Raw genomic sequence first — 15,684 nt, forward strand, 5'->3', positions numbered from 1 at the left:
CCGCGTGCTTGCGCGTCGGTGCATCAGCCGGTGCTAATGGGTGTGACATTCCGCCGTGATCCATTTCAAACTGCATAGCGCGCGACGTGTCGGCGTCCTTGGCTGCGCCTTGTCCGGCGCGCTCCTGTATACCCCGACGGCGCTGGCTGCGGCATCGAGCAGCCAGGGTTGTCCAATCGCGCCGCCGCCGCTGAGTCTACCCGTGAACGGCGATACGTCTACCTTGGTCGCCGATCAGGCCAATCTGGCCGACGAGATCGCGACCGCCAAGGGGCATGTGCATCTGGAATACAAGGGCCAGACCCTGGAGGCCCCGTACGTCAGCTACAACCGCAAGACCTCCGAGGCCTCAGCCCACGGCGGCATCAAGTATCTACGCGAAGGGCTGTACCTGACCGCCGACAAGGCCCGTGTGAATGTCGACCAGCGTACCGGCCAGTTCGACGACACCCATTATTCGGTGATGGGTAACGGCGCGCGTGGCCAGGCCGGCCAGGTGAGTTCGCTAGCCGATAACCAGTATCGACTGGTCGACGCCGATTACAGCACCTGCTCGGGCCCGACCAAGGCTTGGCTGTTGTCGGCCCGACGGATCGATCTCAACCGCCAAACCGGGCGCGGCGTGGCCCGCGACGCCACGATGAAGATCTACGGCGTACCGGTGTTGTATACGCCGTATATCAATTTCCCGATCGACGATCAGCGCCACAGTGGCCTGCTGGCCCCGACCCTCGGCACCTCCAGCGACACGGGATTCGAGGTTGCAGCGCCCTACTACATCAATCTGGCGCCGAACTATGATGCGACGATCGTGCCGCACATCATGGCCAAGCGCGGCTTCCAGCTGGGCGGCCAGTTCCGTTATCTCACCAAGCATCACAAGGGCGAGCTCGATGGCCAGGTGCTGCCCTACGACTACGATTACGGCGACGAACGCGACCTGCTGCATTTCGAGCACGTCGGGCAATTGAACGAGCATGTCGGCATCCTGGCCAATTACACCCGCGTGTCCGACGTCGATTATTTCGACGATCTGTCCAACGATCTCGGCCATACTTCGACATCGAACCTCGATCGCAGCTTCGAACTTGATGCAGTCCAGCCGGGCGTCAAGTTTTCGCTGCTGGCCCAGGACTTCCAGTCGCTGGACGACGATTTCACCGGCCTGGGCGGACGCTATGGCAACGAGCCCTATAGCCGCATGCCACAGGCCACGCTACAGCTGCTGACGCCGACCGCGCCGTTTCAGGCCGGGGTCGATGCCCAGTTCACCAATTTCCGACGCGACCGCAGCGTCGACGCCTATCGCACCGAGCTGCGCCCGCGCATCGTCTGGGGCGTCGACCACGGCGGCTGGTTCGCCAACAGCGAAGCGGCCTACCGGCTGACTCACTACGATTTGACCGATCTGGAGGCCACCGAGGACGATCTGTACGTGCATCCGGATCAGGATTCGATCAATCGCGAGATTCCGAGTTTCGAAGCCGATGCCGGGCTGCGGTTTTCGCGCACGCTCGACAACGGCTGGATCCAGACTCTCGAACCGCGTATGCAGTACCTGCTGGTCGGCTATCAGGATCAATCCGATATTCCGATCTTCGACTCCGGCAGCGCGACCCTCGACTACGACCAGCTGTTCGCCAACAACCGCTACATCGGGGCCGATCGCATCGGCGACGCCAACCAGATCACGCTAGGCGTGAGTTCGCGGTTCGTCTCGCCGAATACCGGGCGTACCGTGGCCCGGCTTGAACTCGGCCGCGTGACCAGCTTTCGCGATCTGCGGGTGGATCTGCCCAACAGCGGCGTGACCGGCTATGACGATCACGGCTCCGACTATGTCGCCGGCATGAGTTTTTCGCCTAGCGACATGTTCTCCAGCCAGGCGACCCTCCAGTACGATCCCAACGATTCGCGCATCGACCGGGCAGTGGCGACCACTACTATCGGCCGCCGCGACAGCTATCAGCTGGACCTGGGCTATCGCTACTACCGGGATTTCCGCCCGGCCCGCGACATCAACGGCCACGGCGACGATACCCAGACCACGCTGATCCCCGGCCAGTACGAGACGCTGTCCCAGGCCGCGCTGGGTATTCGTGCGCCGATCGGCGACAGCCTCGACTTCGTCGGCCGATGGAACTATTCGCTCAAACACGATCAAAATGTCGAGACGCTCGCCGGCGTGGAATACCGGCCGTCGTGCTGCTACTCGGTGCGTATGGCCTATCGTCGCTATGTCTCGAACGACGACGGCAGTCAGGATTCGGCGGTCCTGTTCCAATTCGTGCTGCGCGGACTCGGGCGCTTCGGAGATAGCGTCTCGTCGTTCGTCGACCGCAATGTGTTCAGTGCCACGCCGCGAGGGCGCTCGACCGATACCTTTGATACGATCCGTTCGCCATGAGATATCCTGTAATACTTCGTCTGGTTGTCAGTCTTTTCCTGCTCGCCGCTCTGGTTTCGACGGCGACGGCCCAGCAACTGGGTAGCCAAGTCGGCGGACAGAGCAGCAACCAGGGACTGGGCGACTTTTCACTGGGTACCGCCCCCAGCCAGTCGCGCCCGACTCAATCGCTGGACAAGATCGTGGCTGTGGTCAACGACAGCGTGGTCCTCAAAAGCGAACTCGACGCGGCCGTCGCCCAGGTCAAACAGCGCAACAACAGCCCGATCGGCCAGGCGCCGCCTAACGTGCTGCGCTCCCAGGTGCTCGACCAATTGATCATGCGCCAGCTGCAGATCCAGCAGGCCGACCGCGACGGCATTAAAGTTTCGCAGCAGGAACTGCAACAGGGACTGGGACGAATCGCCCAGCGCAACGGCATGAACCTGCAGCAATTTTCCCAAGCTGTCGCGCAGAGCGGCATGAACATGTCCGATCTGCGCGAGCATGTTCGCGAAGAGATCAAGATCTCCAAAGTTCGCCAGAGCGAAGTCATGGGCAAGGTCTCGATTTCCGACCAGGACGTCGACCGGTATCTGCAGAATCAGTCGCTGCGATTTTCGCGCGACCATGAATACCACCTGCGTCAGATCGAACTGGCGCTGCCGACCGACGCTGAAACGACCACCGTCGGGGTCGCCCGCGACCGACTGGAAACCCTGCGTCAGCAGATCGCCAGCGGCCAAACCCGCTTTGCCGACGTGGCTCGATCGGTCTCCGACGGCCCGCACGCCGCCGATGGCGGTGATATGGGTTGGGTGTCTGGTGACGAGTTGCCCGACAGTTTCGAGAGCGCGCTGGCCGAACTGAAATCCGGCCAGACCAGCGATGTATTTCGTGGCCCCAACGGCATGTACCTGATCAAACTCGAAGACGAGCGCGGCAGCAGTCCTCAGCAAGAGGACCAAGACAAGGTCATGGTCACCGAGGCCCATATCCGGCATATCATCCTCAAGCCGACCGAAATCCGCAGCGATGCCCAGACCCGCGATCTAGCCCAGCAGATCCGTCAGCGGCTGGTGGCCGGCGACGATTTCGCCAACTTGGCGCGCGAGTATTCTGACGACAAAGGCACGGCTAATCAGGGCGGCGATGTTGGCTGGATTCCGCTGAATCGGGTATCGCCCGAGACCCAGCGCAATATCAAAAGCCTCAGCCAAGGCGAGATCAGCCGCATCTTCCAGACCGACGACGGCTACGAGATCATCAAGCTGCTCGGCGAACGGCAACGCGATGAAACCCAGGAAGCCAAGCGCAACAAGGTTCGCGACACGCTCGGCCGCAAGCGCGCCAGCGAACAGGGCGATCTCTGGCTGCGCAAACTGCGCGACGAAGCCTATGTCGATATTCGTCTGCCCAACTATCAGCCCACGCCGGGCAGCCCCGGCTCGTAGGCCGGCCTGAATGGGCATTCCCCGTCTGCTGCTGACGCCCGGTGAACCGGCCGGCATTGGGCCGGATCTGGCGGTCCGGATCGCTCAACATGCGCACGGCGCCGAAATCGTGGCCGTGGCCGATCCCGATCTGCTGCGCGAGCGCGCGCATGCCCTCGGCTTGGCGCTCACGCTCGAGTCGGTCGATTACAGCGCGGCCCCCCGCGTCCAGGCCGCCGGCACGCTCGCGATCGACCCGGTCGCCATGCCGGCGACCGCCCAGGCCGGGGTACTCGATGCCCGCAATGCCGACTACGTCCTGGCCACGCTGGATCGCGCCGTCGACCAGTGCCAAGCCGGCGTCGCTGCTGCGCTGGTCACGGGCCCGGTCCACAAGGCCGTGATCAATCAGGCTGGCCATCGTTTCTCCGGCCATACCGGTTATCTCGCAGCGCGCTGCGATAGTCAGCCGCCAGTGATGATGCTAACCACCGACGACGCCAGCCTCCGGGTCTGTCTGGCGACGGTGCATATGCCACTATCCGAGGTCCCGGGGGCGATCCGCTTCGATGAACTCGGACAATGCATAGACACGATCCATCAACAGCTGATCGCACGCTTTGGTCTCGATCGCCCGCGAATCCTCGTAGCCGGGCTGAACCCACACGCCGGTGAGGCCGGCTATCTCGGCCGCGAAGAGATCGACACCATCGCGCCGGCGATCGAGGCCGCCCGCGAGCGCGGTATCGATGCGATCGGCCCACTGCCAGCAGACACCCTGTTCACCCCGGACCGGCTGGCCGACGCCGACGCCGTACTGGCCATGTATCACGACCAGGGCCTGCCGGTGATCAAGCATCTCGGTTTCTCGCGCACGGTCAATGTCAGCCTGGGGCTGCCGATCGTACGGACCTCGGTCGATCACGGTACCGCACTGGCCCTGGCCGGCACCGAGCACGTCAATACCGGCAGTCTCGAGGCCGCTCTCAAGATCGCTGCCGACATGGCACAGGCCGAGCATGGCGCGTAAACGCTTCGGCCAGCATTTCCTGCACGAACGCGGCGTGATCGATCGGATTCTGGCCGCACTCGATCCGGCCGCCACGGATCGGATGGTCGAAATCGGCCCCGGCCAGGGCGCGCTTACCGATCCGTTGTTGGCTCGCCTCGAACGGCTGTCGGTCGTCGAAATCGACCGCGACCTGATCGCCGCGCTGGAAGCGCGCGCGGCGAACACGCCGCAACTCGAGGTGATTCCCGGGGACGCACTGAAAATCGACTATCAGCAGCTGGCCGAACGCCGTGGCGGCACGCTGCGCCTGGTCGGCAACCTGCCCTACAATATTTCTTCGCCGCTGCTGTTCGCCCTGCTCGGGAGCGGTGCACCGATTCTCGACATGCATTTCATGCTGCAAAAGGAAGTCGTGGATCGCATGGTTGCGCCTCCAGGCAGCCGTGACTACGGGCGCTTGAGCGTGGCGATCGCCGCTCGGGCCGAGGCGAATCTGTTGTTCGACGTCGGCCCCGGCGCCTTCAATCCACCGCCCAAGGTGATGTCGTCGGTGGTTCGCCTGCGACCGCGGCCGCCGGCCTTTACGATCGACGACAATGCGATGTTCGACCAGGTCGTCGCGGCGGCCTTCGGCCAGCGCCGCAAAACGCTGCGCAATGCGCTCAAACCCTATCTGTCGGCCGAGGATATCGAAGCCTGCGGAGTTGCTCCCGGCGAGCGGGCCGAACGCCTGTCCGCTGCCGAATTCGCACAACTCGCCAATCAGGCGGCCGCCACTCGAGCCGATCGGGCCTGACTCGGCCGACCGCGGCCCGTATGAGCGGCGCTATAGCGCGGCCGCCCCGCGCATCGTTCGGGGTCGTCGCCACCGGAGCCGACGACTGGCGAGCAGGGTGCAAGGTTGTCCTCATCATTGAGCCCAGGCGCAGCTCGAGACCAGATCACGCCGTTCGAGCAACCCAGCCAGCGCCAACCGAACGAGTCGTTGCGGCAACACACCCCGGAAACGCATTCGAGCAGTACTTGATGGGCACCGTGCGCGGCCGGCCTATAGTCTGTGCGAGCCGCACTTCACCGCCGACGAGACAAATCGCTCAGCTAGAGCGGCTCATAGATAGCGCTGCCCTTAAACATAGGGGTTGGATAAACCGCTTTTAAAGCGGGGCAAGTTCGCGCTCGCCGAGCAGGCGGGCGAATTCGCGCGGCGCCAGCGGCTGTTGCGCCGAGCCCGTAGCGGGGGCATCGGGCTTGGGCAGCCGAATGGTATCGACTTCTCCCACCCGGGCCGAGTCCACGGAGTCCTGCAGAACCAATCGATAGCGCTCAGGCTGGTCCGGCCGGTGTTCGACCACGGCCCAGCGTACCGGCAGGCTACGTCGCATCGTCTCCGGCAAATGCTCGACACAGAGCACGAGATCCTCGGCTGCCTGCTCGAAACCTTGCAACGCGTGTTCCCAAGTCTGCTGTGCGCCATCAAAGTCGAACAACGCGGGCGGCACCACCACGAATAGCGGAATACGAGGCAACTCCAGTGCCTGCCAGTTGGCCTGGAAGGTCGCCAGACGCTGGGCCAGCCAGCGCGTTAGTGCGCTTTGCTCGGCCTGATCGCGACTCGAGTCGGCCAGCTGTTCGATACTGATCCACGGCGATTCGGCATGCGCATCCGGCCGCGCTAGCGTGACAAAGGCGCCGGCCAGCAGGCCACCGGCCGCGCCGCGCCAGAGTGGTAAGAATCGGAACATCGGCTCCGGCACCGCCGCGTCGTCATCGGGCACAGGCGCTACGGTTTCCGGCTCGACGCTCTCGGGGGCACCCGGCACGGGCGGCGGCTCAACCGGTGGCACCGCCTCGGTATCGACCGCGGCAGGCTCGGACGCCGAGACCGCCGCTGGCGGCGTATCGACCCGGCGCCCGATCGGTTCGAACTCACCGGCCGATCGCCCTGTGGCCGCGGTGGTAGGGCGCCGGACCGGCCGCTCGCCCATTCGCTTGGCCAACGCGCGCCAGATTGCAGACCAACGCCGGGATAGACGATCGGTCGACGACGTCATCCGGTCGTCTCCCGAATCGTCCGTGCCACTGGCCTGGACACGCTCTATCGCGGCCAGGCCAAGGCCCAGAACACCCAGTACCACCGCCAACCAGAATGAAAAGCCGGCGCCCAGCAGAACGTGCCACCAGGACACGCCCAGCCGTAGGGTCGCCGGCCTGCTATCGGGTGCGCGAACGAACGACCGTCGTCCTTCTGCGCATAGGCTGCGATAAAGTCGGGCCCGCCATCGCTCGGCTGCGGCCGAGGACACCCGACCATCCAACCAGTGCGACCAACGCCCGGCCGAAGCCAGGAGTCGCCCGTCTGGGCCGGTAACGGTCAGATAGACGGCATCGACGTCTGGCGCCTCGATCCAGCGAGCCACGCGCGCCTGGAGCCGCCCACGGCGGGCTTGGTCATCCAGACCTGCCGTCAGCGCCCCTCGGGCCTGATCCGCAGCCTGGTCCAGCGCGCGATCACGGGCGCCATAGCCGAAGTAGACGGCGGCCAACAGCCCCGCGATGGCGAGCACACTGGCCCCGGCCAGGCGCCGTCGCCGCTGCGAACCGCTCGTCATGGATGCGATCGGGCGCCCTGGCATCCCGTGCGGCACCGATGCCCGTGGCACACTGGCGTCCTCGTCGCATTGTTCGTCGGCCGGGATAGGCTGTCACCCGGCGCGATCGAACGATGATCTCGCTCCACGCTCGATATTACGGAATCTGCGGTCATGATCTGTGTTGATGTCATTGTGCGCCCGCGCTGGCTGCTCGTGTTCACGGATCGGGCCAGCATTGGACACCGGTATCGCGAGCGCAATGGCATTCCGGATTATCCCCCAGCGACTTATAGTCGCAGCCGCCACTTCTGGCAGCAACCGTGATGGGCGGTTCCGACACGCCTGCATACCGAGTCGGCGTTGTCGTTACGCTCGTGGTCGTTTCGTTCGGACTGGCCGTACCGAGCATCTGGCTGTTTGCTTCACATATGCAGATTGGCGCCCTGACCGCGGATTGGCCCTGGCTGTATCGCACCGGACAAGCCATCTGGGCCCACGGCCTGCCCCGCTACGATCTGTGGTCGTGGACGCATCCTCGCCAGCCCTGGGTACTGTATCAGTGGCTGTTCGAAGCCCTCTCGGCGCCGCTGTATACCACGCTCGGCCGCTCGGCCAGCGTGATGGCCGTGGGCCTGCTCGGCATCGCGATGTATGTCCTGGTGCCGGCTTGGTATCAACGGCGCCGCGGCGTCCATCCGCTCTGGAGCTGCACGATCGGGGCACTAGTGTTGCTGCCGGTCAGCACCAATCTCGGCCTGCGCCCAATGCTGGCCAGCAATCTGGCCTTATTGGCCCAGTTTCTTGTCGTACAGAAACTGCGCTCCCGGGAGCTCCCCTTCCCCTGGGCTATCGCTGCCATCGCGCTGATTTATGCCTTCTGGGCGAACACACATCTCGGCTTTACTCTCGGCCTGCTGTCGCTACTGCTGTTCGCCATAGGCGATCTCGCGCATCGCCTGTCCGGCCATCGCCAAACGTCCAACGGCCCCTTTACACAGTACCTCGGGCTGATGGCGGTTGCACTGTTGGCGACCGGCGTAAACCCCTATGGCTGGACGCTGTATGCCTATATCACCGAGCTTTCGCTGAAAAGCCAGATGAATGCGCATATTCACGAGCTGATGCCGCCTGATCCCAGCAACCCTTATATGATCGTCGGGGCCGTGATGCTGGGTGTATTCGTTTGGCTATTGGTACGTTATCGCCGGATCGTCGATATCGCCGAAGCCAGTCATGTGGTGGCCTTTTCGATCATGGCGCTCGGCTCGATGCGATTCGTAGTCTGGGCCGGGCTGTTCTATGTGCTGGCCACACCGGTATTGTTCCAACACGCTGGCCTAGAACTGACACCGGCATCGATCCGACGCGCCCTGTCGCGCCTGAACAGCGCCGGCGCCCAGCGCGCCTGTCTGCTGGCCTTTGCCGCGGTTGCTGTGGCCATCACCACCGTGGGGGCGCCGTCGACCGCGGGCTCGGCGCGGCTTGCCCGTTGCGCCGCACTGCGTCCGGCACTGACCTACTTCGACCGTCACTATCCACCCGACACCCGTTGGTTTTCCAGCGAAACCGCTGGCAGCTGCGCACGGGCCTATATCCCGGGCCGACGGGTATTCATCGATACCCGCTTCGATATGTACCCAGAACCGTTCGTCATGCGCTGGTTTCATGCCTATCAGTACCGGCGCGGCTGGCGCGAACTGTTTCAACGCTGGCGAATCGAGACCGTCCTACTGCCCCAGGGTGCACCGCTGATCCCCGTGCTGAATGCCGCGCCCGACTATCGCCTGCGCTATCGGGATCGAGATGCGTTGATCTACGACCGCCGGCCGACATCAACCCGAGCTACTGGCCGCCCGCGCCCACAATCGGCAGACTGAGCACGCCATTCCTATTCCTGCGCTATCTTGAGTATTTATGCGATCGGCGATATTCACGGGGCCCGGCACATGCTGGATACCCTCCTCGAGCGCCTGGCCGAGCGAGGCCCGATAGAACAGCTCTGGTTCGTCGGCGACCTGGTCAATCGCGGCCCCGACTCGCTCAACGTGGTCCGCCGGGTTCGTGATCTCGGCGATCGGGCCGTTACGGTACTCGGCAATCACGACCTCAGTCTGTTGGCTCTGGCCTGTCGCCCCGATGCCGAACAGCAGGCGTCGGCCGATCTACGCCGTTTTCTGGGCGCCGAAGACAGTCCCGAACTACTCGAATGGCTGCGTCATCGGCCGCTGATGCATAGTGATCCCGCGCTCGGCTGGACGATGGTACATGCTGGCCTACCGCCGAACTGGCACGTCGCGGAAGCACTCACCCATGCACGCGAGCTGGAACAGGCCCTGCGCGGTCCCGACTACGGCAGTTTCCTGCACGCTTTGTACGGCAACACGCCAGATCAATGGTCCCCGGCGCTCGAAGGCATCGAGCGACTACGCTTCATTGCCAATGCATTGACGCGACTGCGCTTCGTCGCCCCTGCCCAGCGGCTCGACATGACCTATAAAAAAACCCTGGCCGAAGCACCGGACGGTCTCGTGCCCTGGTTCCGTGCCCGCGGACGCGTCAACGCGGACTCGCGCATCGTCTTCGGACACTGGTCGGCCCTCGAGCACATCGCATGGCCGGATCACAACGTCTGGGGCATCGATACCGGCGCGGCCTGGGGCGGGCCGTTGACCGCCCTCGATTTGACCCGCGACACACCCGAGCTGATCCAGGTCGCGCCCGATCCGGTACAAGCCTGAGCTGGCGCCGCCGAGCGCTCTGCGCCACGGCGCTCCCGGTCTATCCAAACCGATGACCTGCAACGCCTTTCGTACAGCGCTCGCTGCTTGGACGGCCATAGCGCGACGCGCGCTGTGAACCACCGATGCCGACAACGGCAATACCCGCGCCCGCCTGGTTAGACCGCTCAACGGCCGCACGCGGCCTGCATGCGCCTTCGGTTGGTTCTAATTGAGCCAGCTGCTCACCAAGAACGCGCCCCTGCCGCCATTCATCGCTGCGCTCGCTCATCCATGGCACGCATAAAAAAAGGCCGACTCCAAGAGAGCCGGCCTTTATCGATCAAGCAATCGATCGCCCTATGCGGGCTATCAATCCTCGTCTTCGTCGCCCTCGACCGCGGGCCGATCCACGAGCTCGACAAACGCCATCGGCGCATTGTCGCCCGGCCGGTAACCGCACTTGAGAATACGTAGATAGCCGCCCGGCCGGTTCGAATACCGGTTGCCGAGTTCACCGAACAACTTGCCGACAGCTTCCTTATCGCGCAGGCGCGCGAAAGCCAGACGACGATTGGCGACGCTGTCAGTCTTGGACAGCGTGATTAGCGGCTCCGCGACCCGACGCAACTCTTTGGCGCGCGGCAACGTCGTACGGATCAGCTCTTCCTTGAACAGCGACGCAGACAGATTTTTCAGCATGGCAGCGCGATGCGAGGACTCACGCCCCAGGTTGCTGCCGCTCTTGCGATGACGCATAACGATAATTCCTTAGCGAACGGACGACGACCGTGACCAGAAGGCCCGGGTCTTCAGGCTTTTTCGAGTTCTGCCGGCGGCCAGTTCTCGACCGTCATACCCAGCTTGAGATTGTGCTCGGCCAGCACTTCGCTGATCTCGGTCAGCGACTTCTTACCGAGATTCGGCGTACGCATCAACTCGGTCTCGGTCCGCTGGACCAGATCACCCACATAGTGGATGTCTTCTGCTTTTAGGCAGTTGGTCGAACGCACTGTGAGTTCGAGATCCTCGATCGGCTTGAGCAACGTCGGATCGATCGTACCCGAATCGCCTTTGCGCGACGATTCTTCACGAGCTTCGAGGTCCACAAACACCGACAGCTGATCGTAGAGCGTGCCAGCGGCGGTCCGGACCGCATCCTGCGGTTCGACACTGCCGTTGGTCTCGATATCCAGAATCAGCTTATCCAGGTCGGTGCGCTGCTCAACACGAGCCCGATCGACCGAATAGCTCACCCGACGAATCGGCGAGAACGATGCGTCCAGGCGCAAGGCGCCGATTTCACTCGCACCGGTATCTTCTTCACCCGGCTCGGACTTGCTTTGGGCTGCCTGGTAACCACGCCCTTTGCGCACTTTCATGCTCATGCGCAATTCGCCGGTGGTCAGATGCGCGATCACCAAATCCGGGTTGACAATCTCGACATCGTGATCGGTCGTGATGTCACCGGCAGTCACCGCCCCAGCACCGGACTTGTGAAGGTGCAACTCGGCCTCGTCGCGCTCATGCATGCGCACGGCGACATTTTTCAGATTCAACAAGACGTCGATGACGTCTTCCTGCATGCCGTCGACCGTGGTGTACTCATGCAGCACACCATCGATCGAGACTTCCGTGATCGCTGCGCCCGGGATGGACGACAGCAGAATCCGGCGGATTGCGTTGCCAAGCGTATGCCCATAGCCCCGCTCGAGCGGCTCGAGCGAGATCTTGGCACGTCGGTCGCTCACGCGCTCGACCTCGACCAGGCGCGGCTTCAGCAAATCATTGGACTGCATATGCAAATACCTCTAGCTGCGAATGCAGCGCGGCCTACGTTTACTTCGAGTAAAGCTCGACGACCAAGTTTTCGTTGATATCGGGCAATACCTGATCGCGATCCGGAATCGACTTGTAAGTCCCCTTGAGGCCTTTTTCGTCGACTTCTAGCCAGTCACCAAAACCAAGCTGCGAGGCTACCTGGATCGATTCCAGGATACGGTTCTGCTGCTTGGCCTTGTTGCGGATCGCAACGACATCGCCTACCCCAACCTGATAGGACGGGATGTTGACCATGCGATCATTGACCGCGATCGCCTTATGATTGACCAGCTGCCGCGCTTCTGCGCGGGTAGCAGCAAAGCCCATCCGATAGACGACGTTATCGAGGCGCGACTCCAGAAGCTGCAACAGAACTACGCCGGTCGCGCCCTTCTGGCTGGCCGCCTTCTTATAGTAGTTGCGGAACTGGTTTTCCAGCACGCCATACATATGCCGCAGTTTTTGCTTTTCCCGCAGCTGGAGGGCATAGTCTGAAAGACGCTGACGACGCTGCGTGCCTTGCGCACCCGGCGGCGTATCAATTTTGCACTTGCCTTCCAGCGAGCGGCCGCGACCCTTAAGCAGCAGGTCGGTGCCAGCGCGACGCGAAAGCTTGCACTTGGGACCCGTGTATTTCGCCATGATTCGTTACCTTTTTCGCTGAGGCGCGCTAGACGCGGCGCTTCTTCGGCGGACGACAGCCGTTATGCGGGATCGGGGTGACATCGATGATGCTCGTCACTTTGAAACCCGAGCCATTAAGCGAGCGCACGGCTGCCTCACGGCCCGGACCCGGGCCTTTAACGCGCACTTCGAGATTTTTGACCCCGTACTGCGATGCGCCTTCGCCAGCGCGCTCGGCTGCGACCTGCGCGGCAAACGGCGTGCTCTTGCGCGAGCCCTTGAAACCGCAGGTTCCCGAGGTGCACCAGGACAGCACATTGCCCTGCCGATCGGAGATCGTAATGATGGTATTGTTGAACGTGGCATACACGAATGCGATGCCATCGGTCACGTTCCGACGTGCACGCGCCTTGCGGCTGCGGGTATTCGAGGTGGACGTACCTGTCGCCATAATGTCTATCTACCTGTAATCTCGCGAAGAACGCTACTAGCGGCGGATCGGGCGGCGCGGGCCCTTCCGGGTCCGCGAGTTGGTTTTCGTACGCTGACCGCGGACCGGCAAACCACGACGGTGCCGCACGCCGCGATAGCAGCCTAGATCCATCAAACGCTTGATGTTCATGGATACTTCACGACGCAGATCACCTTCAATGGTGTGCTGCTGAACTTCAGCCCGCAGCGCCTCGACTTCACCTTCGGTGAGATCGCGGACCCGAGTATCGGTGGCAACACCGGCGGCCTTGCAAATCTCACGAGCGCGGGTATGACCCACGCCATACAGCGACGTCAGCGCAATTGCGGCATGCTTGTTGATCGGGAGATTGACTCCAGCGATTCGCGCCATTTGATTGAACTCCCAGCTCGCGGGTGCAGGACGCGTTCGCTAAAAAGCGCGAACGACGCCGGAAAAGCCCGCCATCTTATCTTTAAAAAACGACTTTGACAATACCGCGCGGACTAACCTTGGCGCTGTTTATGCCTTGGGTCCGTCGAGCAGATCACCATCACCGCACCGTTACGGCGGATGACCTTGCAGTTGCGGCAAATTTTCTTGACCGATGCTCTAACTTTCATCTCGTTCCTCTACTGTGACAGTCGTCACGTACCAGCCGAAGTCGGCAAGGACGCTGCTAACGCAGCATCCCTGCGCGACCACCGGACTTCAGGTTGTTCTTGCGCATCAAACCTTCGTACTGATGCGACATCAGATGGGCTTGAAGCTGGGCCATGAAATCCATGACCACGACCACGATGATCAGAAGCGACGTACCACCGAAATAGAACGGCACGTTGTACTTCAGAATCAGAAGTTCAGGCAGCAAACAGACCAAAGTGACATACACCGCACCGGCGACTGTTAGTCGGGTGAGCACGGTATCGATGTAATTGGCTGTTTGTACGCCTGGCCGAACACCAGGAATGAACGCGCCTGACTTCTTAAGATTTTCTGCTGTCTCGCGCGAATCGAAGACCAACGCGGTATAGAAGAAACAGAAGAAAATGATCATGCCCGAATAGAACAGCACATAAAGCGGCTGTCCTGGGGCAATCGCGTTCGATACCCAGTTGGCAACGCTACCGCCTTCGCCAAGAAAGCGAATCACCGTCGCCGGGAACAAAATGATGCTCGAGGCGAAGATCGGTGGAATCACGCCGGCCATGTTCAGCTTCAACGGCAGATGCTGAGTCTGGGCCGAATACATCCGACGCCCACTCTGTCGTTGCGCATGATGTACCGGAATACGTCGTTGCGCGCGCTCGACAAACACCACGAAAGCCAACACGGCAAGTGCGCCCACGAACAGCGCGACCACGAAGAAGAAACTCAACTCCCCGGTACGTACCAGATCTAGAGTACCCCCGATCGCCGACGGCAACCCTGCGACGATCGCAGAGAAGATCAGCATCGAAATGCCGTTACCGATACCGCGCTCGGTCACCTGTTCGCCGAGCCACATCAAGAACAACGCGCCCGTCGTCAACGTGACCGCCGTTGTGAAGATGAACTCGAACTCGCTCACGCCATTCAGCGCGATACCTTGGTTCCAGAGCGCTATCCCGGTCCCGATCGACTGGAAGCTTGCCAGTACCACAGTCCCGTAACGGGTGTACTGGGTGATCTTACGACGACCAGACTCGCCTTCCTTCTTCAGCTCTTTGAGCGTCGGAATCGTTGCGGTCAGCAGCTGCATGATGATCGATGCCGAGATATACGGCATCACACCTAGTGCGAATATCGACAGACGCTTAAGCGCGCCGCCGGTAAACATTACGCCGACATCAAGAATCGTGCCCGATTGCTGCTCGAATAAACGCGCTAGCTCGGCAGGATCGATTCCCGGCACCGGGATGAAACTGCCGATACGGAACACGACCAACGCACCGAGCAGGAACAGCAAACGCTGCCTGATCTCGGTGAGATTGCCGGCGTTCGGCATCATGCCACCGCCGCCGCCCGGATTGTTGGACCGCTTGGCCATAACTATTTAGCGACCGAGCCGCCTGCCGATTCGATCGCCTGGCGCGCACCTGCACTCGCACCGACGCCCTTGAGCGTGACCACGCTGGTCAACTCACCCGAGGCGATCACCTTCGCCTTACGGGCCTGTCGCGGTACGACGCCGGCTTCCTTGAGCGTGGCCAGGTCGACATCGCCCGACAATTTGCCGAGCGTATCGAGCCGCACTTCATAGGTTGCGGTATCCGGGGCCTTGAAGCCGCGTTTCGGAATACGGCGCTGCAACGGCATCTGGCCGCCTTCGAAGCCGACCTTCTTGTAGCCGCCACTGCGGGCATGCTGGCCCTTATGACCGCGGCCGGCCGTCTTGCCGAGATCCGAACCCGGACCACGACCGACGCGCTTGGCCGTCGGGCGGGAACCCTTGCTGTAATGCAAGTCATTGAGTTTCATTTCAGACCTCCTCGACCGCGAGCATATCCGCGACTTTGTTGATCATGCCGCGGTTTTCGGGCGTATCGGCCACTTCAACCGAATGGTTCACACGACGCAGACCCAGGCCGCGGACGCAGGCGCGATGGCGCTCCACACGGCCGATGGGGCTCTTGATCAGCGTTACTTTAATCCGCTTGTCTGCCATGA

At 62.2% G+C, this 15,684-nt stretch carries 17 protein-coding genes; 7 read left to right on the forward strand and 10 right to left on the reverse strand.

The window, feature by feature from the left end; all coding sequences use genetic code 11:
- The first annotated feature begins 202 nt into the window (after positions 1-202).
- The 4 genes from V5738_RS14930 to rsmA are packed head-to-tail and all read left to right on the forward strand — an operon-like array spanning position 203 to position 5,627.
- A complete protein-coding gene (locus V5738_RS14930; RefSeq protein ID WP_423821613.1) occupies positions 203-2,407 on the forward strand; it encodes an LPS-assembly protein LptD in 2,205 nt (734 codons plus the stop codon).
- The gene (locus V5738_RS14935) at positions 2,404-3,840 is read left to right on the forward strand and encodes a peptidylprolyl isomerase (protein WP_423821614.1); all 1,437 of its coding nucleotides are present in this window, start codon (positions 2,404-2,406) and stop codon (positions 3,838-3,840) included. The genes V5738_RS14930 and V5738_RS14935 overlap by 4 nt, the downstream gene beginning before the upstream one ends.
- Before the next feature lie 10 nt (positions 3,841-3,850).
- Entirely contained in the window at positions 3,851-4,849 is a 999-nt protein-coding gene (gene pdxA, locus V5738_RS14940; RefSeq protein ID WP_423821615.1) for a 4-hydroxythreonine-4-phosphate dehydrogenase PdxA, read from the forward strand.
- The gene (gene rsmA / locus V5738_RS14945; RefSeq protein ID WP_423821616.1) at positions 4,839-5,627 is read left to right on the forward strand and encodes a 16S rRNA (adenine(1518)-N(6)/adenine(1519)-N(6))-dimethyltransferase RsmA; all 789 of its coding nucleotides are present in this window, start codon (positions 4,839-4,841) and stop codon (positions 5,625-5,627) included. Before pdxA ends, rsmA begins: the two co-directional genes overlap by 11 nt.
- A gap of 358 nt (positions 5,628-5,985) precedes the next feature.
- Here rsmA and V5738_RS14950 read toward each other — a convergent pair whose 3' ends face one another.
- Positions 5,986-7,440: a hypothetical protein gene (locus V5738_RS14950; RefSeq protein ID WP_423821617.1), complete on the reverse strand. Its 1,455-nt coding sequence runs from the start codon at positions 7,438-7,440 to the stop codon at positions 5,986-5,988.
- A gap of 153 nt (positions 7,441-7,593) precedes the next feature.
- On the opposite strand from V5738_RS14950, the gene V5738_RS14955 reads away from it, so the two are divergent.
- The 3 genes from V5738_RS14955 to V5738_RS14965 all read left to right on the forward strand — a co-directional run bounded on the left by V5738_RS14955 (position 7,594) and on the right by V5738_RS14965 (position 10,160).
- Positions 7,594-7,746 (forward strand): hypothetical protein, encoded by a 153-nt coding sequence (locus tag V5738_RS14955; protein WP_423821618.1) that lies wholly within the window; start codon positions 7,594-7,596, stop codon positions 7,744-7,746.
- Positions 7,746-9,299 (forward strand): hypothetical protein, encoded by a 1,554-nt coding sequence (locus V5738_RS14960; RefSeq protein WP_423821619.1) that lies wholly within the window; start codon positions 7,746-7,748, stop codon positions 9,297-9,299. Before V5738_RS14955 ends, V5738_RS14960 begins: the two co-directional genes overlap by 1 nt.
- A 69-nt stretch (positions 9,300-9,368) precedes the next feature.
- On the forward strand, positions 9,369-10,160 hold the full coding sequence (locus V5738_RS14965) for a symmetrical bis(5'-nucleosyl)-tetraphosphatase (RefSeq protein ID WP_423821620.1): 792 nt from the start codon (positions 9,369-9,371) through the stop codon (positions 10,158-10,160).
- Positions 10,161-10,511: 351 nt separating this feature from the next.
- On the opposite strand, the gene rplQ is transcribed toward V5738_RS14965, so the two are convergent.
- The 9 genes from rplQ to rpmD form a co-directional block, all read right to left on the reverse strand.
- Positions 10,512-10,898 carry a 50S ribosomal protein L17 gene (gene rplQ, locus V5738_RS14970; RefSeq protein WP_423821621.1) on the reverse strand — a complete coding sequence of 129 codons (387 nt, stop codon included), beginning with the start codon at positions 10,896-10,898 and terminating at the stop codon, positions 10,512-10,514.
- Between the two features lie 53 nt (positions 10,899-10,951).
- Positions 10,952-11,938, reverse strand: a complete 987-nt coding sequence (locus V5738_RS14975) for a DNA-directed RNA polymerase subunit alpha (protein WP_423821622.1) — start codon at positions 11,936-11,938, stop codon at positions 10,952-10,954.
- Positions 11,939-11,978: 40 nt separating this feature from the next.
- Complete coding sequence (gene rpsD, locus V5738_RS14980; RefSeq protein WP_423821623.1) at positions 11,979-12,602, reverse strand: 30S ribosomal protein S4; 624 nt, start codon at positions 12,600-12,602, stop codon at positions 11,979-11,981.
- Positions 12,603-12,630: 28 nt separating this feature from the next.
- Positions 12,631-13,035 carry a 30S ribosomal protein S11 gene (gene rpsK, locus V5738_RS14985; protein ID WP_423821624.1) on the reverse strand — a complete coding sequence of 135 codons (405 nt, stop codon included), beginning with the start codon at positions 13,033-13,035 and terminating at the stop codon, positions 12,631-12,633.
- A gap of 36 nt (positions 13,036-13,071) precedes the next feature.
- Entirely contained in the window at positions 13,072-13,428 is a 357-nt protein-coding gene (rpsM, locus tag V5738_RS14990; protein WP_423821625.1) for a 30S ribosomal protein S13, read from the reverse strand.
- A 113-nt stretch (positions 13,429-13,541) separates the two neighbouring features.
- Positions 13,542-13,658 (reverse strand): 50S ribosomal protein L36, encoded by a 117-nt coding sequence (gene rpmJ / locus V5738_RS14995; protein ID WP_006913650.1) that lies wholly within the window; start codon positions 13,656-13,658, stop codon positions 13,542-13,544.
- A gap of 56 nt (positions 13,659-13,714) precedes the next feature.
- Positions 13,715-15,064 carry a preprotein translocase subunit SecY gene (secY, locus tag V5738_RS15000; protein ID WP_423821626.1) on the reverse strand — a complete coding sequence of 450 codons (1,350 nt, stop codon included), beginning with the start codon at positions 15,062-15,064 and terminating at the stop codon, positions 13,715-13,717.
- A gap of 2 nt (positions 15,065-15,066) precedes the next feature.
- Positions 15,067-15,495 carry a 50S ribosomal protein L15 gene (rplO, locus tag V5738_RS15005; RefSeq protein ID WP_423821627.1) on the reverse strand — a complete coding sequence of 143 codons (429 nt, stop codon included), beginning with the start codon at positions 15,493-15,495 and terminating at the stop codon, positions 15,067-15,069.
- A 1-nt stretch (position 15,496) separates the two neighbouring features.
- A complete protein-coding gene (gene rpmD / locus V5738_RS15010; RefSeq protein WP_423821628.1) occupies positions 15,497-15,682 on the reverse strand; it encodes a 50S ribosomal protein L30 in 186 nt (61 codons plus the stop codon).
- Positions 15,683-15,684 lie beyond the last annotated feature (2 nt).

The sequence above is a fragment of the Salinisphaera sp. SPP-AMP-43 genome (genome assembly GCF_049568105.1).
Classification (GTDB): Bacteria; Pseudomonadota; Gammaproteobacteria; order Nevskiales; family Salinisphaeraceae; genus Salinisphaera.